Here is a 20,339-nt window from a genome sequence, read left to right on the forward strand (position 1 = left end):
GCCCCGCTTTCGCGGGGCCGTTCCGGTTCACGCATGCCAGGCATGGCCTGGCACTACTTCACTTACGCACCATGCGCGGCCAGCTGGCCCAGGCGCTGCACCGCGACCGAGACGGTCGGGTAGTCCAGGGTCTTCTGCTCGGCCAGTTCGGCCAGCATCGCCAGGGTGAAGCGCAGGCTGTTGTCATCGCGACCCATCCAGGCCGCCACCTTGGCTTCGGCGCTGCCACCCTTGGTGCCCAGCACCTGGCCTGCCAGGTTGCGGTGGTTGGCCGCCAGTTCGTCACGCAGCACGCCACGTGCCACCGCATGCCAACGGCCGTTGACCTCCAGCGCGTCGACCTGCTCGAACAGCCACGGCAGCTGCAGGGCATCGCCCAGGCGGAAGTGGACCTTGGACACGTCAACCGGCTTCAGCTTGCGGGTACGGGCCAGCTCGATGATGTCGAACGCCGGCTCCAGGAAGTGCAGTTCGGCCAGCTGCTGCGCCAGCGCGGACGGCAGGCCCTTTTCCTTCCACTCGGCCACCAGGGCTTCGTAGGTCGGACGCTGCGAATCCGGCAGCACGCCCGAAGCAACGCGGATGTCGTTGAACGGACCCTGGTAGCGGTTGACCGCCTCGGTGATGCCCGGCATCGCGCCCGGGCGCGACAGCAGCCAGCGCACGAACGAACGCTGCAGCTTCCAGATCACTTCCAGTGCGTCGATCTGCACCGACTCCGGCACCTTGCCGTCGAGCGCGTCGATCTGCGCCCACAGTGCACGTGCATCCAGCGTTTCACGGCTGATGGTGTAGGCCTTGGCAACCTCGGCGATGGAACGGCCGGTGTCTTCCTGCATGCGCATCAGGAAGGTGGCGCCCATGCGGTTGATGGTCTGGTTGGTCACGGCCGTGGCGATGATTTCGCGCTTCAGGCGGTGACGCTCCATCGCGTCGGCGTACTTCTTCTGCAGCGGGGTCGGGAAGTAGCGCTGCAGCTCCTTGGACAGGTACGGATCTTCCGGAATGTCCGAATCCAGCAGCTGGTTGAACGCCACCAGCTTGGAATAGGACAGCAGCACCGACAGCTCCGGACGGGTCAGGCCCTGGCCGCGTGCCTTGCGCTGCGACAGCTCGGCATCGGACGGCAGGAACTCGATCTGGCGGTCGAGCAGGCCCTGCTGTTCCAGGGTGCGGATGAAGTGCTGCTTGGACCCCAGGCGCTTGACCGCCATCCGCTCCATCAGGCTCAGCGCCTGGTTCTGGCGGTAGTTGTCGTTGAGCACCAGCTCGGCGACCTCGTCGGTCATCGACGCCAGCAGCTTGTTGCGCTGCTCGACGGTCAGCTTCTTGGCCCGCACCACATCGTTGAGCAGGATCTTGATGTTGACTTCGTGGTCGGAGGTATCGACGCCGGCCGAGTTGTCGATGAAGTCGGTGTTGAGCAGCACGCCGGCCTGGGCAGCCTCGATGCGGCCCAGCTGGGTCATGCCCAGGTTGCCACCCTCGCCCACCACCTTGCAGCGCAGCTCGCCACCGTTCACGCGCAGCGCGTTGTTGGCGCGGTCGCCGACATCGCTGTGCTGCTCGCTGGCGGCCTTGACGTAGGTACCGATGCCGCCATTCCACAACAGGTCGACCGGAGCCTTCAGGATCGCGCTCATCAGATCGTTCGGCGACAGCGCCTTGACGTTCTCGTCCAGGCCCAGCGCTTCGCGCACCTGCGGGGTGATCTCGATCGACTTGAGGCTGCGCGGGTACACGCCGCCGCCCTTGCTGATCAGCTCGGTGTCGTAATCAGCCCAGCTGGAACGCGGCAGGGTGAACAGGCGTTCGCGCTCGACGAACGACGTGGCCGCGTCCGGGTTCGGGTCCAGGAAGATATGGCGGTGGTCGAATGCAGCCACCAGGCGGATGTGGCGCGACAGCAGCATGCCGTTGCCGAACACGTCGCCCGACATGTCGCCGACGCCGACTGCGGTGAAGTCCTGGCTCTGGCTGTCACGGCCCAGGGCGCGGAAGTGGCGCTTGACCGATTCCCACGCGCCGCGCGCGGTGATGCCCATGCCCTTGTGGTCGTAACCCACCGAGCCACCCGAGGCGAACGCATCGCCCATCCAGAAGCCGTGTGCGATGGCCAGGCCGTTGGCGATGTCGGAGAAGGTCGCGGTGCCCTTGTCGGCCGCCACCACCAGGTACGGATCGTCCATGTCGTGGCGCACGACATCCACCGGCGGCACGATCTTGTTGTTGACGATGTTGTCGGTGATGTCCAGCAGGCCCTGGATGAACAGCTTGTAGCAGGCCACGCCGTTGGCGAAGATCGCATCACGGTCGCCGTTCACCGGCGGGGTCTTGGCGAAGAAGCCGCCCTTCGCGCCGACCGGCACGATGACGGTGTTCTTGACCATCTGTGCCTTGACCAGGCCCAGCACTTCGGTACGGAAGTCCTCACGACGGTCCGACCAGCGCAGGCCGCCACGGGCGACCGCGCCGAAGCGCAGGTGGGTACCTTCCACGCGCGGGCCGTAGACGAAGATCTCGCGGTACGGGCGCGGCTTCGGCAGGTCCGGCACCAGCGCCGAATCGAACTTGAAGCTGATGACATGGCCGTGCTGGCCGTTGGCATCGGTCTGGTAGTAGCTGGTACGCAGGGTCGCGTCGATCACGCCCATGAACGAGCGCAGGATGCGGTCCTCGTCCAGGCTGGACACGCGGTCCATCAGCTTCAGCAGCGCATCGCGCGCGGCCTGCATCTGCGCGTCGCGGTCACCCTTGCGGGCATCGACCACGCTCTTGAGCACCTTCAGCGTGGCGTCGTCGCCGGCGGCCAGCACATCGAAGTGGGCCTTCAGCTGGGCCTGGCCGGCGGCGATGTCATCCTTGCTCTCGTGGCCGGTGGCCGGATCGAAGCGGGCTTCGAACAGTTCCACCAGCAGGCGTGCCAGCAGCGGGTAGCGCGCGAAGGTGCCTTCCACGTACGCCTGCGAGAACGGCACGCCGGTCTGCAGCAGGTACTTGCAGTAGCCACGCAGCATGGCGACCTGGCGCCAGTGCAGGCCGGCAGCCAGCACCAGCCGGTTGAAACCGTCGTTCTCGGCGTCGCCATGCCAGACGCGGGCGAAGGTCTCGCCGAAAGCCTCGTCGACGCTGGCGGCATCGATCGCGCCGGCGGTCGACTCGACCTCGAAGTCCTGCACGTACACCGGGGCGTTGTCGACCGTCAGGCGGTACGGGCGCTCGGCGATCACGCGCAGGCCCATGTTCTCCATCATCGGCAGCGCGTCCGACAGCGGAATGTCGTCCAGCTGGCGGTACAGCTTCAGGCGCAGGCCATCGCCGCCTTCGCGCGGCACGGCCTGCAGGCTCAGGCGCAGGTCGTCCGGGCCGGTCAGCGCATCGAGCTGGCTGACATCGTTGGCGGCAACCGCGGTGCTGTTGTCTTCGATGTAGCCGGCCGGCAGTGCCTTGCCGATGCGGGCGGCGATGCGCAGGCCTTCGGTCTCGCCGTGGCGGGCCACCAGCGCTTCGCGCAGGTCGTCCTGCCAGTTGCGCAGCACCTGGGCCAGCTTCTGCTCCAGGTCGGCGGTATCGACGTCGAGCATCTCACCCGGCTTCGGGCGCACGATCAGGTGCACCTGCGCCAGCGGCGATTCGCCCAGCACCACCGAGCTGTCGACGTACTCACCGTGCAGTGCGTCCTTCAGCATCGCTTCGATGCGCAGGCGCACGTCGGTGTTGAAGCGCTCGCGCGGCAGGTAGACCAGCGCGGAGATGAAACGGCTGTACTTGTCGCGGCGCAGGAACAGGCGGCTGCGCACGCGCTCCTGCAGGCCCAGCACGCCCATCGCGGTGCGGAACAGTTCGTCCTCGCTGGACTGGAACAGCTCTTCGCGCGGCAGGGTTTCCAGGATATGGCGCAGGGCCTTGCCGCTGTGGCTGGCCGGGGCCAGGCCCGACTGCTTCATCACGTGCTCGTGGCGCTGGCGCACCAGCGGGATTTCCCACGGGCGGCGGTTGTAGGCGCTGGAGGTGAACAGGCCGAGGAAGCGCTGCTCGCCGATGATCTTGCCCTTGGCGTCGAATTCCAGCACGCCGATGTAGTCCATGTAACCGGCGCGATGCACGCGCGAACGGGCGTTGGTCTTGGTCAGGATCAGCGCGTCCTTCAACCCGGACGTGGTGTTCAGACCCTGCGCGGCCAGAGTCTTGACCGGACGGGCGGCGGACTTGTCCTTGCCGCGCATCAGGCCCAGGCCGGTGTCGTTCAGCGGCGCCAGCACCTCTTCCTTGCCCTGCTTCTCGACGCGGTACTCGCGGTAGCCGAAGAAGGTGAAGTGGTTGTCGGCAGCCCAGCGCAGGAACTCCTGCGCCTCCTTGCGCGACGCCGCGTCGACCGGCAGCTGGCGGCTGCCCAGGTCGTCGGCCAGCGCCAGCGCCTTGTCCTTCATCGGCTGCCAGTCGCGCACGATCGCACGTACTTCGTCCAGCGCCTTGTTGATGGCCTGTTCGATGGCGGCCATGGCGTCGGCCGGCTGGCGGTCGATCTCCAGCAGCATCACCGACTCGGCATCGCCCTCGCCGACCTTGACCAGCTTGCCGGCCTTGTCGCGGGTGAAGCGCAGCACCGGGTGGCCCAGCACGTGGACGCCCACGCCCTGCTCGGCCAGCGACATGGTGACCGTATCGACGAGGAACGGCATGTCATCGTTGACGATCTGCAGCACGGTGTGCGGCGATTCCCAACCGTTGGCCTTCGCGGTCGGATTGAACACGCGGACGTTGGCCTTGCCGGCCTTGCGGGCACGGGCGAATTCCAGCGTCTCAGCCGCGAGAGCGGCCCACTCTTCAGCGCTGTGGTGCGGGAACTCGTCCGACTCCATGCGCTTGTAGAAGTCAGTGGCAAAGGCCACTGCTTCGGCCTGTGCGGCCGCGGGGTAGCGCTTGCGCAAGGCCGTGTACACCGGCTCCAGGGAGAAACCAGCGGTCACTGCGACCTCCGACTCTGCTGGTTTCGTCTTGTTTTTCACGGTCTTGGCTGCGGTTTTTTGCGGTTTCATGGCAGAGCGATGCGCTTGCTCAGTTGGGAAAATGAAATTGTAGCCCTACGGCGCGAAAAGGCCTTGCTGCAGGACGGAATAAGCAGATTCGGGTTTGCTGCGGTTTAGACGCCTATTCAGTTCGCACCGGTATGGGCGTGGCGACCATTTCGGCACTGCCGGCAGGATCGGCAAAACGTGTTACCGGAAGACACACGCGGCGACGCGGATTGCATTCCACAATCCTGAACTGGACGGTATAGTCCACCGCGTGAACCCGGCCTACCTCCCCGTTGCCCTCGACGCGCGTGACCAGCGCGTGTTCGATGCCGTGCGCGACCTGCTCGCCCGGCAGGGCATGCAGATGAGCATGGAGGCGGTCGCCCAGCAGGCCGGCTGTTCCAAGCAGACCCTGTATTCGCGCTATGGCAGCAAGCAGGAACTGCTGCGCCGGGTGATGCAGCGCCATGTCGGCCACGCCACCGGGGCCATGCTTCGTGCACTCCGCGGTGACGACCTGCGTGCCAGCCTGCTCCAGTTCGCCACCGACTTCCTGGAGCATTTCAACCAACCGCACGTGGGCCAGGCCTGCCGGCTGATCGCCGCCGAGGCGTCCCAGTTTCCCGAAGAGGCGCGTACGCTTTACCGGCATGGTGCCGGCGCGCTGACGCTTCATCTTGCTGAATGGATTGAAACCGTTTGCATGCAAGGCCAGCTCCGGCATGACGACCCGCACTTCATGGCCGAACTGCTGCTGAGCATGATCGCCGGTCAGGATTTCGACAAACAGCGCTTCCATACGCCCCATCGTGATGACGCACTGCTGCGTCGGCGCTGGGCAGAGTTCTCCGTCGACAGCTTCCTGCGCGCGTTCGCGCCACAGCCGTCGCCGGCCCCGTCTACAAACCAACCCCGGAGTTCCTCCTGATGACCGCCCCACTCCGCACCCTTGCCTTGACGTGCGCCGTTGCTGTCGCGCTGGCTGCCTGCAAGAAGCCGGAACAGCAGACGCCCCCGCCGCCGGAGGTGGGCGTGATCGACGCCAAGCCGCAGACCCTGCCCCTGCAGCGTGAGCTGGTCGGCCGCCTGTCGCCGTTCCGCAGCGCCGACGTGCGCGCGCGCGTGCCGGGCGTGCTGCTCAAGCGCGTCTACCAGGAAGGCTCGCAGGTCAAGCAGGGCCAGACCCTGTTCCTGATCGACCCGGCGCCGCTGCGTGCTTCGCTCAACGCCTCCGAGGCCCAGCTGGCCTCGGCCCGCGCCACCTACGCCAACGCCAAGGTCGCCGCCGATCGCGCGCGCTCGCTGGCCCCGCAGCAGTTCGTCTCCAAGTCCGACCTGGACAACGCTGAATCGGCCGAGCGCACCGCCCTGGCCGCCGTCAAGCAGGCCGAAGCGGCGGTGACCTCCTCGCGGATCAACCTGGGCTACGCCGAAGTGACCGCGCCGATCAGTGGCGTGGCCAACAAGCAGCAGGTCACCGAGGGCGCGCTGGTCGGCCAGGGCGATGTGACCCTGCTGACCACCGTCGACCAGCTCGACCCGCTGTATGTGAACTTCTCGCTCAGCGTGGATGAGCTGACCCAGCTGCGTGCGCAGCAGGCCAAGGGCGCGCTGGCGCTGTCCGGCGACGGCAAGGCCACGGTGGCCGTGAAGCTGGCCGATGGCAGCACCTACAGCGAGCCGGGCACGCTGGACTTCTCTTCGACCACGGTCGATCCGGCCACCGGCGCGGTGTCGCTGCGTGCGCTGCTGCCGAACCCGCAGCAGATCCTGCTGCCGGGTGCCTTCGTCAGCTTCCAGGCCAACCTGGGCGAGCGCAACAACGCCTATCTGGTGCCGCAGCAGGCCCTGCTGCGTGATACCAACGGCGGCTACGTGATGGTGGTCGGCGCCGACGGCAAGGTCGTGCGCAAGAACGTGAAGACCGATGGCGCGCAGAACGGCAACTGGCTGGTCAGCGACGGCCTGGCCGCCGGTGACAAGGTGATCGTGGCCGGCGTGCAGAAGGTCAAGGAAGGTGCACCGGCCGTGGCCAAGCCGTGGACCCCGGGCCAGGACGCCAGCGGCAAGCCGGCCGCAGGCGGCGCTGCACCGGCCGCGGCTGCGGCAGCGCCGGCCGCGGGCCAGGCACCGGCCGACGCGGCCAAGCCCGAGCAGGCCGATGCGGCCAAGCCGGCCGCCACCGATTCGAACAAGCAGTAACGGGAACCTTCCGTCATGCCTAAATTTTTCATCGAGCATCCAGTCTTCGCCTGGGTGGTAGCGATCCTGATCTCGCTCAGCGGCGTGATCGCGATCCTCAACCTGGGCGTGGAGTCCTATCCCAACATCGCCCCGCCGCAGGTCACCGTCTCGGCGACCTACCCGGGCGCCAGCGCCGATACCACGGAAAAGTCGGTCACCCAGGTGATCGAGCAGCAGCTGACCGGCATCGATCATCTGCTGTACTTCAGTTCCTCGTCCGCCTCCAACGGACGTGCGCAGATCACCCTGACCTTCGAGACCGGTACCGATCCCGACATCGCCCAGGTGCAGGTGCAGAACAAGGTCTCGCTGGCCACGCCGCGCCTGCCTTCGGAAGTCACCCAGCAGGGCGTGGTGGTGGCCAAGGCCAACGCCGGCTTCCTGATGGTGGTGGCGCTGCAGTCCGATACCCCGACCATCAACCGTGACGCGCTGAACGACATCGTCGGCTCGCGCGTGCTCGACCAGGTCTCGCGTATCCCCGGCGTCGGCAGCACCCAGCAGTTCGGTTCCGAGTACGCCATGAACATCTGGCTGAACCCGGAGAAGATGCAGGGCTATGGCCTGTCGGCCAGCCAGGTACTGGCCGCGGTACGTGCGCAGAACGTGCAGTTCGCCGCCGGTGCGCTGGGTTCGGACCCGTCGCCGGAAGGCCAGCATTTCACCGCCACGGTCTCCGCCGAAGGCCGCTTCAGCTCGCCGCAGGAATTCGAGAACATCATCCTGCGCGCCAACGCTGACGGCTCGCGCGTGCTGTTGAAGGACATCGCCCGCGTCGCCTTCGGTGCCAACAACTACGGCTTCGACACCCAGTACAACGGCAAGCCGACCGGCGCCTTCGCCATCCAGCTGCTGCCGGGCGCCAACGCCCTGAACGTGGCCGAAGCGGTGCGCGCCAAGATGGACGAGCTGCAGCCCAGCTTCCCGTCCGGGGTGACCTGGTTCTCGCCGTACGACAGCACCACGTTCGTCAAGATCTCGATCCAGGAAGTGGTCAAGACCCTGTTTGAAGCGGTCTTGCTGGTGTTCCTGGTGATGCTGATCTTCCTGCAGAACTTCCGCGCCACCCTGATCCCGACCCTGGTCATCCCCGTCGCCCTGCTTGGTACCTTCCTGGGCATGTGGATGATCGGCTTCACGATCAACCAGCTGACCCTGTTCGCGATGGTGCTGGCGATCGGCATCGTGGTCGACGACGCGATCGTGGTGATCGAGAACGTCGAACGCATCATGAGCGAGGAAGGCCTGGCGCCGAAGCCGGCCACGCAGAAGGCGATGACCCAGATCACCGGCGCGGTGGTGGCAATCACCGTCGTGCTGGCCGCGGTGTTCATTCCGTCCGCCCTGCAGGGCGGTGCCGCCGGCGAGATCTACAAGCAGTTCGCGCTGACCATCGCCATCTCGATGGCGTTCTCGGCGTTCCTGGCGCTGGGCTTCACCCCGGCGCTGTGCGCGACCTTCCTCAAGCCGACGCACAACGACAACCCGAACATCGTCTACCGCACCTTCAACAAGTACTACGACAAGATCAGCCACACCTACGTGGGGCACATCACCTCGGCGGTGCGCCATGCCCCGCGCTGGATGATCCTGTTCGTGGTGCTGACCGCGCTGTGCGGCTTCCTGTTCACCCGCATGCCGGGCAGCTTCCTGCCGGAAGAAGACCAGGGCTATGCGCTGGCGATCGTGCAGCTGCCCCCGGGCTCGACCAAGGGCCAGACCAACGAAGTGTTCGCGCAGATGCGCGGCATCCTGGAAAAGCAGGATGGCTATGAAGGCATGCTGCAGGTGGCCGGCTTCAGCTTCGTCGGTTCCGGCGAGAACGTGGGCATGGGCTTCATCCGCCTGAAGCCGTGGGAGGAACGCAAGTTCACCGCGCCGGAGTTCATCCAGAACATGAACGGCGCGTTCTACGGCATCAAGGAAGCGCAGATCTTCGTGGTCAACCTGCCTACCGTGCAGGGCCTTGGCCAGTTCGGCGGCTTCGACATGTGGCTGCAGGACCGCAGCGGTGCCGGCTACGAGCAGCTGACCCAGGCGCGCAACATCCTGCTGGGCAAGGCCGCGCAGAAGCCTGAAGCCCTGGTCGGCGTGCGCCCGAACGGGCTGGAGAACGCCCCGCAGCTGCAGCTGCACGTGGACCGCGTGCAGGCGCAGTCGATGGGCATGTCGGTGTCGGACGTGTACAGCACCATCCAGCTGATGCTGGCTCCGGTGTACGTCAATGACTTCTTCTACGAAGGCCGCATCAAGCGCGTGACCATGCAGGCCGATGGCCCGTACCGCACCGGCCAGGAGTCGCTGAAGAGCTTCTACAGCCCCTCCACCCTGACCCAGAACGCCGATGGCACCAATGCGATGATCCCGCTCAACACGGTGGTCAAGTCCGAATGGGTGTCGGCACCGCCGTCGCTGAGCCGCTACAACGGCTACTCGGCGATCAACATCGTCGGCTCGCAGGCCCCGGGCACCAGCTCGGGCGAAGCGATGCAGACCATGGAGAGCATCGTCAACGACGACCTGCCGGCCGGCTTCGGCTACGACTGGTCCGGCATGTCCTACCAGGAAATCCTGGCCGGCAATGCCGCCACGCTGCTGCTGGTGCTGTCGATCGTGGTGGTGTTCCTGTGCCTGGCCGCCCTGTATGAAAGCTGGTCGATCCCGGTGGCGGTGCTGCTGGTCGTGCCGCTGGGCGTGCTGGGTGCCCTCGGCCTGTCGATGCTGCGCGGCCTGCCCAACGATCTGTTCTTCAAGATCGGCCTGATCACCGTGATCGGCCTGGCGGCAAAGAACGCGATCCTGATCGTGGAGTTCGCGGTGGAGCAGCGCGCAGCAGGCAAGAACCTGCGCGATGCCACCATCGAGGCGGCCCGCCTGCGTTTCCGCCCGATCCTGATGACCTCGTTCGCGTTCATCATGGGCGTGATCCCGATGGCGATCTCCACCGGCGCCGGCGCCAACTCCCGCCACGCCATCGGTACCGGCGTGATCGGCGGCATGCTGTTCGCCACCCTGCTCGGCCTGCTGATGATCCCGGTGTTCTTCGTGGTCGTGCGCCGCATGCTGGGCGACAAGCTGGATGAACCGTCGAAGGAGTTCATGGAACGCCAGCGCGACGCCGAGTCCGCCCACCGCCCGGATCGTTGATCCGGCGGTGCGCTGAAACGAAAAGGCCCCGGAGCGATCCGGGGCCTTTTTTGTTGCCGCTGCTCTCGAATGCATGCCAACCTTGGCCGGCGCGCTTCGGGCAACGCCTCAGCGCAGCAGCGCGACCATCGCGCACACCGCCACCAGAGCCAGCGCGGCCCACTGCATCGGTACGAAGAAGAAATGATGGGGCGCGACTTCACCCTTCTGCCGGGGGGCACGGTTGAGCCACAGGCCCAGCAGCACGTTCACCGCCGCGCCAATTCCGGCACCCAGCAACACCTGCGGGAGCGGGATGTTGCCCTTGGGGCCTGCGTGCGGGAAGAAATACGCCAGCAGCAGGATCGCTGCGATCGGCGTGACCAGTGTCAGGATTCCCCAACCACGATAGATCATCTGTGCAGACCGTATGGAAACGGCCTGCATTGGAACAGATCCGGCATCGTTCGGCCAAGAGCACGGCGCATCCACGCGTGGCGCTGATCTACTGGCCGCGCCGCCATTGCAGCGGCGCGGCCGTTGCGTCTCAGCGCAGCCCGGTTTCGTTGCGGGCGATGACCAGTCGCTGGATTTCCGAGGTGCCTTCGTAGATCTCGGTGATCTTGGCATCACGGAAGTAACGCTCCAGCGGCATCTCCTTCGAGTACCCCATGCCGCCGTGGATCTGCACCGCCTGGTGGGTGATCCACATCGCCGCTTCCGAGGCGGTCAGCTTGGCCACGGCCGCTTCCGTGCTGAAGCGCTTGCCCTGGCCCTTCACCCATGCCGCACGCAGGGTCAGCAGCAGCGCTGCATCCAGCTTGCACTTCATGTCGGCAATCTTGGCCTGGGTCATCTGGAAGGTACCGATCGGCGCCCCGAACGCCTTGCGCTCCTTCACGTAGTCCAGGGTCGCTTCATAGGCGGCACGGGCGATGCCGATGGCCTGCGAAGCGATACCGATGCGGCCGGCATCGAGCACGCCCATCGCGATCTTGAAGCCCTCGCCTTCCTGGCCCAGCACGTCTTCGGGCTGCGCCACGTAATCGTTGAACTCGATCTCGCAGGTGGCCGAGGCGCGGATGCCCAGCTTCGGCTCGGTCTTGCCGCGACCGAAACCGGCCTTGTCGGTATCGATGAGGAAGGCGGTGATGCCACGCGCTCCCTTGTCCGGCTCGCTCATCGCGAACAGCACGATGTACTTGGCCACCGGGCCGGAGGTGATCCAGCTCTTCTTGCCGTTGATGACGAAGGTGCCGTCGGCCTGCTTCACCGCGCGGCAGCGCATGGCGGTGGCATCGGAGCCGGACTGCGGCTCGGTCAGCGCGAACGCGCCGATGGCCGTGCCTTCGGCGATCGCACGCACATAGGTCTGCTTCTGCTGTTCGCTGCCATGGGTGAGGATGCCGTTGCAGAACAGCGAGTTGTTGACCGACATGATGGTCGAGTGGGCGGCGTCGGCGGCGGCGACCTCCACCATCGCCAGCACGTACGCAACCGGGTCCATGCCCGCACCGCCGTATTCGGTCGGCACTTCGATGCCCATCAGGCCGTTCTCGCCCAGCAGGCGGATGTTGTCCAGCGGGAACTCGCCGGTGCGGTCGTGATGCTCCGCGCTGGGGGCGATCTTCTCCTGCGCGATGCGCCGCGCCACGTCCTGCAGCATCAACTGCTCTTCGGTAAAGCTGAAATCCACAACACCCTCCCGGGTACATGAAGTTATGGGCCGCATACGGCGCGCCCAGGTGCCCCGATTGTACCGGGGCCCGGCAGTTTCCGTACGCTGGCGACTTGACCGCGGCAGGCCTTCTCGGCGAATATATCTCTATATCGCGATAGGTAGATATTTATGGATCTGGAAGACTGGTCGACCCGCCTGAAGGTGTTCGCCGATGCGACCCGCGTGCGCCTGCTGGCGCTGCTGGAGCAGGAGGAACTCACCGTGGCCGAACTGTCGGCGATCACCCGGCTCGCGCAGCCGCGCGTGTCCACCCACCTGGCGCGCCTGAAGGAAGCCGGCCTGGTCCGCGACCGCCGTGCCGGCGTGTCGGCCTACTACCGTTTCGACGAGGCCCAGCTGGACCCGGCGCAGCGCGCATTGTGGCATGCCCTGAGCAACGGAAGCGACGACCCGTTGCTGCGGCAGGACGCCGAGCGCGTTGCCGCCGTGCTGGCCCACCGCGCCTCGGACCAGAACTGGGCCGACAGCGTGGCCGGCGACATGGAGCGCCACTACTCGCCGGGCCGCACCTGGGAGGCCCTGGCGCGCACCGCGTTGCCGCTGCTGGAAACCGGCGACGTGCTGGACATCGCCTCCGGTGACGGCGTGCTGGCCGAACTGGTCGCCCCCCATGCCAAGCGCTACATCTGCATTGATACCAGCGCGCGCGTGGTCGCCGCCGCCAGCGAGCGCCTGCGCCGCCTGCCCAATGTGGAAGTGCGCGAAGGCGACATGCACGCGCTGCCGTTCAAGGACAGCAGCTTCGACCTGGTGGTGCTGATGCACGCGTTGACCTACGCCAGCAAGCCGGCGCAGGCGGTGACCGAAGCCGCGCGCGTGCTGCGCCCGGGTGGCCGCCTGCTGCTGTGCAGCCTGGCCCGCCACGAACACAAGGCCGCGGTGGAAGCCTACGGCCACGTCAACCTTGGCTTCAGCGACAAGGAACTGCGCAGGTTCGTCGACAAGGCCGGCCTGCAGGTGTCCAGCCTGGAGACGGTCACCCGCGAAAAGCGTCCGCCGCACTTCGAAGTGATTTCGCTGATCGCCAACAAGCCCTGAGCCCGAGACTGCCATGCCTGCCCTGCCCTGGTTGCATCCTGATCGTGCCAACGCCCTGCTCGACGCCCTGCGCGAGCGGATCCTGATCATCGACGGCGCGATGGGCACGATGATCCAGCGCCATGGCCTGCAGGAAGACGACTATCGGGGCGAGCGCTTCGCCGGTGGCTATGACCATGCACATGGCCCCGGCTGCGACCACGGCACCCCCGAGGGCCATGATCTGAAGGGCAACAATGATCTGCTGCTGCTGACCCGTCCGCAGATCATCGCCGACATCCACACCGCCTACCTGGAAGCAGGCGCGGATCTGGTCGAGACCAACACCTTCAACGCCACCTCGGTCAGCCAGGCCGACTACCACCTCGAGCACCTGGTGTACGAGTTGAACAAGGCCGGGGCGGCGGTTGCACGCGCCTGCTGCGATGCGGTGGCTGCAACCTCGCCCGGCAAGCCACGCTTCGTGATCGGCGTGATCGGCCCGACCAGCCGCACCGCCTCGATCAGTCCCGACGTGAATGATCCGGGCTTCCGCAACACCAGCTTCGACGAGCTGCGCGACACCTACCGGGAAGCCATCGAAGGGCTGATCGACGGGGGCGCCGACACCCTCATGGTCGAGACCATCTTCGACACGCTCAATGCCAAGGCGGCGCTGTATGCGCTGGAAGAAGCGTTCGACGCGCGCGGCGCACGCCTGCCGGTGATGATCTCCGGCACCATCACCGACGCCTCCGGGCGCACCCTGTCCGGGCAGACCGCCGAAGCGTTCCACGCCTCGCTGGCACACGCGCGGCCGCTGTCGATCGGCTTGAACTGCGCACTGGGTGCCGAGGCGATGCGACCACACGTGGAAACCCTTTCGCAGGTCGCCGACTGCCACGTCAGCGCCCACCCCAATGCGGGCCTGCCCAACGCCTTCGGCGAATATGACGAAACGCCGGAAGAGATGGCCGCCACCCTGCGCGGCTTCGCCGAGGATGGCCTGCTGAACCTGGTCGGCGGCTGCTGTGGCTCCACGCCCGCGCACATCCGCGCCATCGCCCAGGCCGTCGCCGGATTGCCGCCGCGCGCCCTGCCCGCAGCCCGGGAGCAGCAGGCCGCATGAGCACCCCGCCCTATACCCGCCTGTCCGGCCTGGAGCCGCTGGTCATCACACCGGACCTGCTGTTCATCAACGTCGGCGAGCGCACCAACGTCACCGGCAGCGCGCAGTTCCGCAAGCTCATCAAGGAAGGCCGCTACGAAGAGGCGGTGGACGTGGCCCGCCAGCAGGTGGCCAGCGGAGCGCAGATCCTCGACGTCAACATGGACGAGGGCCTGATCGATTCGGAAGCGGCAATGACCCGCTACCTCAACCTGATCATGTCCGAGCCGGACATCGCCCGCATCCCGGTGATGGTCGATTCCTCCAAGTGGAGCGTGATCGAGGCCGGGCTGAAGTGCCTGCAGGGCAAGAGCGTGGTCAATTCGATCTCGCTGAAGGAAGGAGAGGCGCTGTTCCGCGAACATGCACGCAAGGTGCTGCGCTACGGTGCCGCTGCGGTGGTGATGGCCTTCGACGAAAACGGCCAGGCCGACACTTGCGCGCGCAAGGTCGAGATCTGCACCCGCGCCTATCGCATCCTGGTCGACGAGATCGGCTTCCCGCCGCAGGACATCATCTTCGACCCGAACATCTTCGCCGTCGCCACCGGTATCGAAGAGCACGACAACTACGCGGTGGACTTCATCGAAGCCACCCGCATCATCAAGCAGACGCTGCCGCACTGCCATGTCTCCGGTGGCGTCTCCAACGTTTCGTTCTCCTTCCGCGGCAATGAAACGGTGCGCCAGGCGATCCACTCGGTGTTCCTGTACCACGCGATCGCGGCCGGGATGGACATGGGCATCGTCAACGCCGGTGCCATGCCGATCTATGACGAGCTGGAGCCGGAGCTGCGCGAACGCGTCGAGGACGTGATCCTCAACCGCCGCAGCGATGCCACCGAGCGCCTGCTGGAGATCGCCGAGCGTTACAAGGGCAGGAAGGGCGCAGCGAAGGCGGAGGACCTGGCCTGGCGCGAAAAGCCTGTCGCGCAGCGCCTGGCCCATGCCCTGGTGCACGGCCTGGACGCTTATGTCGAGGAAGACACCGAGCTGGCCCGGCAGGCCGCCAGCCGACCGCTGGACGTGATCGAAGGCCCGCTGATGGATGGCATGAACATCGTCGGCGACCTGTTCGGTGCGGGCAAGATGTTCCTGCCGCAGGTGGTCAAGTCCGCGCGCGTGATGAAGAAGGCGGTGGCCTACCTGCTGCCCTACATCGAGGCCGAGAAGGCGCGCAGCGGTGACACCGCCAAGAGCAACGGCAAGATCATCATGGCCACGGTGAAGGGCGACGTGCATGACATCGGCAAGAACATCGTCGGCGTGGTCCTGGCCTGCAACAACTTCGACGTGGTCGACCTGGGCGTGATGGTGCCGGCGCAGAAGATCCTGGATGCCGCCCGCGAGCACCATGCCGACCTGATCGGCCTGTCCGGACTGATCACGCCGTCGCTGGAGGAGATGAGCCACGTCGCCCGCGAGATGGAGCGCCAGGGTTTCGACCTGCCGCTGCTGATCGGCGGCGCCACCACCTCGCGCGCGCACACCGCGCTGAAGATCGACCCGCATTACAAGGCGCCGACGGTGTGGGTGAAGGACGCCTCGCGCGCGGTGGGCGTGGCCCAGTCGCTGATCTCGCGCGACCTGCGCGAGGCCTTCGTCGCCGCCAACGAGGCCGACTATGCCGAAATCCGCGCGCGCCATCGCAACCGTGGCGACGCCAAGCGCCTGGTCACGCTGGAGCATGCACGCGCGCAGAAGTTCCAGGGCGGCTGGGACAGTTACACGCCACCGGCACCGCACCAGCCCGGCCTGCATGTGTTCGACGACTACCCGTTGGCCGAACTGGTCGACTACATCGACTGGACGCCGTTCTTCCAGGCCTGGGAACTGGCCGGCAAGTTCCCGGCCATCCTCACCGACGAGATCGTCGGTACCCAGGCCAGCGATCTGTACAAGGATGCCCGCGCGATGCTCGACCGCATCGTCGAAGAGAAGTGGCTGACCGCCAAGGCCGTGTTCGGCCTGTGGCCGGCCAACAGCGTCGGCGACGACGTGCGCGTGCAGCACCCCCAGGGCGAGGCCACGTTGTACTTCCTGCGCCAGCAGGTCGACAAGCCGACCGAGCGGCCGGACTTCTGCCTGGCCGATTTCGTCGCTCCCGCCGACAGCGGCCGCCAGGACTGGATCGGTGCGTTCGCGGTCACCGCGGGCATCGGCATCGATGCCCACGTCGCGCGCTTCGAGGCGGACCATGACGACTACAACGCGATCCTGCTGAAGGCACTGGCCGACCGCGTCGCCGAAGCGCTGGCCGAGCGCCTGCACCAGCGCGTGCGCACTGAATTCTGGGGCTATGACCGTGCCGAGGCGCTGGACAACGATGCCCTGATCGACGAGCAGTATCGCGGCATCCGGCCGGCGCCCGGCTATCCCGCCTGCCCGGAGCACAGCGAGAAACGGCGCCTGTTCGACCTGCTGCAGGCCGAAGCAAATGCCGGCATGGAACTGACCGAGAGCTTCGCGATGCTGCCTACGGCCGCCGTTTCGGGCTACTACTTCAGCCACCCGCAGAGCCAGTACTTCGTGGTCGGCCGGCTCAGCCGCGAACAGGTCAGCGACTACGCCCGCCGCAAGGGCGTGGACCGCGCCCAGGCCGAACGCTGGCTCGCCTCCAACCTCGACTACGACCCCGAATGACACAAAAAGGGGACGGAGGGGATTAAGTCGTTTATGCATTCGCGACTTAATCCCCTCCGTCCCCTTTTTGCCTCATCATTCCGCAATGACCGTTCCCGTTGCCCGCCTCTCCAGCTTTTACCTGTTCTACTACGCGGCGCTGGGCGCGTTCACTCCGTACTGGAGCCTGTTCCTGACCGCGCGCGGCATGAGCGTGACCGCGATCAGCGTGATGATGGGCCTGTGGTACGCCACCCGCGTGATCGCACCCAGCACCTGGACTTCGCTGGCGGCGGCATCGCCACGGCCGATCCGGCTGCTGCGCGTCGGCTGCGTGTTGACCCTGCTCAGCTTCGCGGTGTTCCTGCTGCCGCTTCCGCAGCCCTGGATGTACCCGGCCATGGTTGTGTTCTGCTTCTTCTACAACGCGGTGATGCCGCAGTTCGAGTCGATCACCCTCACTCACCTGGGCAACGACAGCCATCGCTACGGGTTGATCCGGGTCTGGGGCTCACTCGGCTTCATCGCCGTGGTCACCCTGTTCGGCTGGCTGATCGAAGGCGATGGCGCCAGCAACCACGCCGGATTGCTGCCCTGGATGATGCTGCCGCTGTTCGCCTTGCTGGTGGCCTCGGCCTTCAGCAACCACTATGCGCGCGACATCGGCAGGACCCAGGGCGATGCCAGCGGCTTCTGGCAGATCGTGCGCCGCCCGCCGGTGCTGGCCTTCTTCCTGGCCGCGTTCATGGAGCAGCTGTCATTCGGCCCGTATTACACGTTCTTTTCGGTCTACATGGACCATCACGGTTACCGCACCTCCACGCTCGGCCTGCTGTGGACCATCGGCGTCGTCTTCGAAGTGGGCGTGTTCTTCACCATCGGCCGCTTCTTCCGCCGCTATGACGCCAGTTGGATGCTGTTGATCGCGCTGGTCAGTTCCTGCCTGCGCTGGGCGGTGACCGCCCTGTTCCCCGAAAACCTGCCGGTGATGCTGCTGGCGCAGACCGCGCATGCCCTGGGCTTTGCCGCTTTCTTCGCGGCTGCGATGCAGATGCTGGCCACCTACTTCCCGGGCCGGCTCAACGGTCACGGCCAGGGCCTGCTGTACGGCTTCTCGTCCGGCGTGGGCGGCGTGCTGGGCGCACTGATCGCCGGTCAGCTGTGGAAGATCGACGACGGCCGCACGGCCTTCCTCGCCGGCAGCGGCTTCGCCCTGGTCGGCGCCCTGCTCTGCTTCTTCGCGCTCAGCCTGCCGCTGATACGTGCGCGCCGGCCCCGCAACGCACACTGACAACGCTCCGGTTCAGCGCTGCAGCACCACCTGCTGCAGCGACGGCAGCAGCACGCGATTGCCGTGCGCACTGAGATGATCGCCATCGAAGAACAGCGGCCGTCCATCGCGCTGGGCTGGACATAACGCGTCGTCGCACAGCACCGGCATCGGGTCCCACAGCACGCCGCCCGGCAGTCCATTGACCACCTGCCGCAGGCTGCCCAGCATGGGTGCCCGCAACGTTTCCATCGCGACGCGCGTGCTGTCCAGGCCGTTGCGGCAGACCTCGTTGCGCGCATTGAAGCGGTCCGAGCAGCGATAGGGCGGCGCCGGCAGCACCGGTTTGGGCGCCTCCAGCACGATGCGTACGCCACGCTCGGCCAGGGGCCGCCACTGCGCGACCGCCTCGGCCACTTCGGCGTCGCGTCCTGCCGCGGCCTCTGCCGTCAGTTCGCCCGCCAACTGCGCGTCGGCGTCGAACAGCACGAATTGATCCGACAGGCGCGGCACCCGCAGCGATACCAGCACCACGGCGTCCCCCGGCTGCGCGCGCTGCGCGATGTCGGCGAACACCGCTGCGTCGAAATCGGCGCAACCGGCCCCGGCACCGCGCCACTTCTGCAGGCTCACCTGCGGGCATCCGCCGCGGCCATAGAGGGAGACCTCAGAGCCGGTTTCCAGCGCCAGCCGCTGCAGCAGCTCGATGTAGGCCATCGCATGCGAATCACCGGCAACAAACACGCGCTTCCGCGCACCGGCCGGCAGCGGGCGGTCGCAGATTCCACGAGCAAAGGTCCGCGCACTGCCGCCTTCGAATCGATGCTTCGCGACCACCAGAGCACAATCAGGATAATCACCCGCCACGCTCTTGCCATTGGGGTACCAATCGGCCGGATGCCGGCTGACGGTACTCAGCGACAGCTGCGGCGCCTGCAGGTAGAGCAATGACTGGATGCCGGCAGCACACAGCAGTACGACCGCGCCGCTCAGCACCCACCGGCCTGGACGCAGACGCTGCGACAACGGGCCGCGGAAGGGTTGCTCGACCCAGCGCCACGATACCCATGACAGCAGCAGCACCAGCGCCATCGCAGCGGTCATCTGCACCGGTGTCTGCAGGCCCACGGTCCAGCGCATCAGCACGAACACCGGCCAGTGCCACAGATACAGCGAGTACGACAGCAGGCCGATGCGGCGCATCGGAGCGCTGGCCAGCAGCCGCGCCACCCATGCCTGCGGATGATGATGCAGCGCCCACAGCAGGCCCGCGGTGGCGAAGGCCGGCAGCAGGCCGTCAGGCCACGGCGAACGCCCGGCACGCGCGGACCACAGCGCCCACCCCAGCAGGGCCAGCGCCATCAAAGCCAGCAGGGAGAACACCGGCGCAGCGCGCTTCAGCGCCTGCCCGGCTGCCGGGTCCAGTGATTCGCGCACGTGCAGCAGCTGGAACAGCAGCACGCCCACGCCCAGTTGCCAGAGACGGGTGCTGGTGGCATAGAACGCCCACGACGGCGGCGCCTCGCGCAGCCCCAGCACCGCAGCGTGCAGCAGCGATGCCGCGCTGACCAGGGCGAACAGACCCAGACTGATCCAACGCCCGCGTACGCCGCGTGCCCACGCCAGGAACAGCAACGGGAACAACAGGTAGAATTGCTCTTCCACACCCAGCGACCAGGTATGGGTGTAGGGATTGAACTCGGCCTTGGGCGCGAAGTAATCGTTGCCGATCGCCGCCAGCACCCAGTTGCTGAAGCCGAAGAACGCCATCAGCCCGGTCTTGTCGCTGGCTTCGCTGAGCCACGACTCGGGAATGAACAGCACGCTCGCCACGGCGGTCAGCAACAGGCAGGCCAGCAACGCCGGCGCGATGCGACGGATGCGGCGCGCATAGAAGCGCAGCATCGACTGCCCCAGCGACAGCGGCGGCAGCCGATGTACCGACGCACTGACCACGAAGCCGGAGATGACGAAGAACACGTCCACGCCGGTGAACCCACCCGGCAGCCAGGCCGGGTCCAGGTGGAACAGAATGACGGCCAGCACGGCGATCGCACGCAGGCCGTCAATGTGCGGCACATAGCCGCGGCTTGGATCAGCGGTCATCCCTTCCCCCACGGCCGCGACGGCAGCG

11 protein-coding genes are annotated in these 20,339 nt (G+C 66.6%); 7 read left to right on the forward strand and 4 right to left on the reverse strand.

Annotated features, from left to right (window positions below):
- Window positions 1–62 precede the first annotated feature (62 nt).
- The gene (locus AC5P9I_RS00525; protein WP_049465822.1) at window positions 63–5,039 is read right to left on the reverse strand and encodes an NAD-glutamate dehydrogenase; all 4,977 of its coding nucleotides are present in this window, start codon (window positions 5,037–5,039) and stop codon (window positions 63–65) included.
- Window positions 5,040–5,289: 250 nt separating this feature from the next.
- Here AC5P9I_RS00525 and AC5P9I_RS00530 point away from each other — a divergent pair, with 250 nt between their 5' ends.
- From AC5P9I_RS00530 to AC5P9I_RS00540, 3 genes are read left to right on the forward strand one after another with little or no spacing between them, the layout of a single operon-like run.
- The gene (locus AC5P9I_RS00530; protein ID WP_049465820.1) at window positions 5,290–5,946 is read left to right on the forward strand and encodes a TetR/AcrR family transcriptional regulator; all 657 of its coding nucleotides are present in this window, start codon (window positions 5,290–5,292) and stop codon (window positions 5,944–5,946) included.
- On the forward strand, window positions 5,946–7,220 hold the full coding sequence (locus AC5P9I_RS00535; protein WP_049465818.1) for an efflux RND transporter periplasmic adaptor subunit: 1,275 nt from the start codon (window positions 5,946–5,948) through the stop codon (window positions 7,218–7,220). The genes AC5P9I_RS00530 and AC5P9I_RS00535 overlap by 1 nt, the downstream gene beginning before the upstream one ends.
- A 15-nt stretch (window positions 7,221–7,235) precedes the next feature.
- On the forward strand, window positions 7,236–10,409 hold the full coding sequence (locus tag AC5P9I_RS00540) for a multidrug efflux RND transporter permease subunit (protein WP_053504758.1): 3,174 nt from the start codon (window positions 7,236–7,238) through the stop codon (window positions 10,407–10,409).
- Between the two features lie 108 nt (window positions 10,410–10,517).
- Here AC5P9I_RS00540 and AC5P9I_RS00545 read toward each other — a convergent pair whose 3' ends face one another.
- Window positions 10,518–10,805 (reverse strand): hypothetical protein, encoded by a 288-nt coding sequence (locus AC5P9I_RS00545; RefSeq protein WP_049465816.1) that lies wholly within the window; start codon window positions 10,803–10,805, stop codon window positions 10,518–10,520.
- 130 nt (window positions 10,806–10,935) lie between these two features.
- A complete protein-coding gene (locus tag AC5P9I_RS00550) occupies window positions 10,936–12,084 on the reverse strand; it encodes an acyl-CoA dehydrogenase family protein (RefSeq protein WP_049465813.1) in 1,149 nt (382 codons plus the stop codon).
- A 153-nt stretch (window positions 12,085–12,237) separates the two neighbouring features.
- Here AC5P9I_RS00550 and AC5P9I_RS00555 point away from each other — a divergent pair, with 153 nt between their 5' ends.
- The 4 genes from AC5P9I_RS00555 (at window position 12,238) to AC5P9I_RS00570 (ending at window position 18,226) form a co-directional block, all read left to right on the forward strand.
- Complete coding sequence (locus tag AC5P9I_RS00555) at window positions 12,238–13,167, forward strand: ArsR/SmtB family transcription factor (protein WP_049465810.1); 930 nt, start codon at window positions 12,238–12,240, stop codon at window positions 13,165–13,167.
- A gap of 13 nt (window positions 13,168–13,180) precedes the next feature.
- Window positions 13,181–14,275, forward strand: coding sequence for a homocysteine S-methyltransferase family protein (locus AC5P9I_RS00560; RefSeq protein WP_130767892.1), 1,095 nt, complete (start codon window positions 13,181–13,183; stop codon window positions 14,273–14,275).
- Window positions 14,272–16,956: a methionine synthase gene (metH, locus tag AC5P9I_RS00565; protein WP_130767891.1), complete on the forward strand. Its 2,685-nt coding sequence runs from the start codon at window positions 14,272–14,274 to the stop codon at window positions 16,954–16,956. The genes AC5P9I_RS00560 and metH overlap by 4 nt, the downstream gene beginning before the upstream one ends.
- 85 nt (window positions 16,957–17,041) lie before the next feature.
- Window positions 17,042–18,226, forward strand: coding sequence for an MFS transporter (locus AC5P9I_RS00570; protein ID WP_057495270.1), 1,185 nt, complete (start codon window positions 17,042–17,044; stop codon window positions 18,224–18,226).
- Window positions 18,227–18,238: 12 nt separating this feature from the next.
- On the opposite strand, the gene AC5P9I_RS00575 is transcribed toward AC5P9I_RS00570, so the two are convergent.
- Entirely contained in the window at window positions 18,239–20,311 is a 2,073-nt protein-coding gene (locus AC5P9I_RS00575) for an acyltransferase family protein (RefSeq protein WP_130767890.1), read from the reverse strand.
- Between the last annotated feature and the right edge of the window lie 28 nt (window positions 20,312–20,339).

The sequence above is a fragment of the Stenotrophomonas sp. YJH_SMC_29 genome (assembly GCF_059371235.1).

Coding starts and splice junctions, on each gene's coding strand:
- AC5P9I_RS00545 (WP_049465816.1), bottom strand. CDS start 10,805: ATGATCTATCGTGGTTGGGGAATCCTGACACTGGTCACGCCGATCGCA.
- AC5P9I_RS00570 (WP_057495270.1), top strand. CDS start 17,042: ATGACCGTTCCCGTTGCCCGCCTCTCCAGCTTTTACCTGTTCTACTAC.
- AC5P9I_RS00525 (WP_049465822.1), bottom strand. CDS start 5,039: ATGAAACCGCAAAAAACCGCAGCCAAGACCGTGAAAAACAAGACGAAA.
- AC5P9I_RS00575 (WP_130767890.1), bottom strand. CDS start 20,311: ATGACCGCTGATCCAAGCCGCGGCTATGTGCCGCACATTGACGGCCTG.
- metH (WP_130767891.1), top strand. CDS start 14,272: ATGAGCACCCCGCCCTATACCCGCCTGTCCGGCCTGGAGCCGCTGGTC.
- AC5P9I_RS00535 (WP_049465818.1), top strand. CDS start 5,946: ATGACCGCCCCACTCCGCACCCTTGCCTTGACGTGCGCCGTTGCTGTC.
- AC5P9I_RS00560 (WP_130767892.1), top strand. CDS start 13,181: ATGCCTGCCCTGCCCTGGTTGCATCCTGATCGTGCCAACGCCCTGCTC.
- AC5P9I_RS00540 (WP_053504758.1), top strand. CDS start 7,236: ATGCCTAAATTTTTCATCGAGCATCCAGTCTTCGCCTGGGTGGTAGCG.
- AC5P9I_RS00555 (WP_049465810.1), top strand. CDS start 12,238: ATGGATCTGGAAGACTGGTCGACCCGCCTGAAGGTGTTCGCCGATGCG.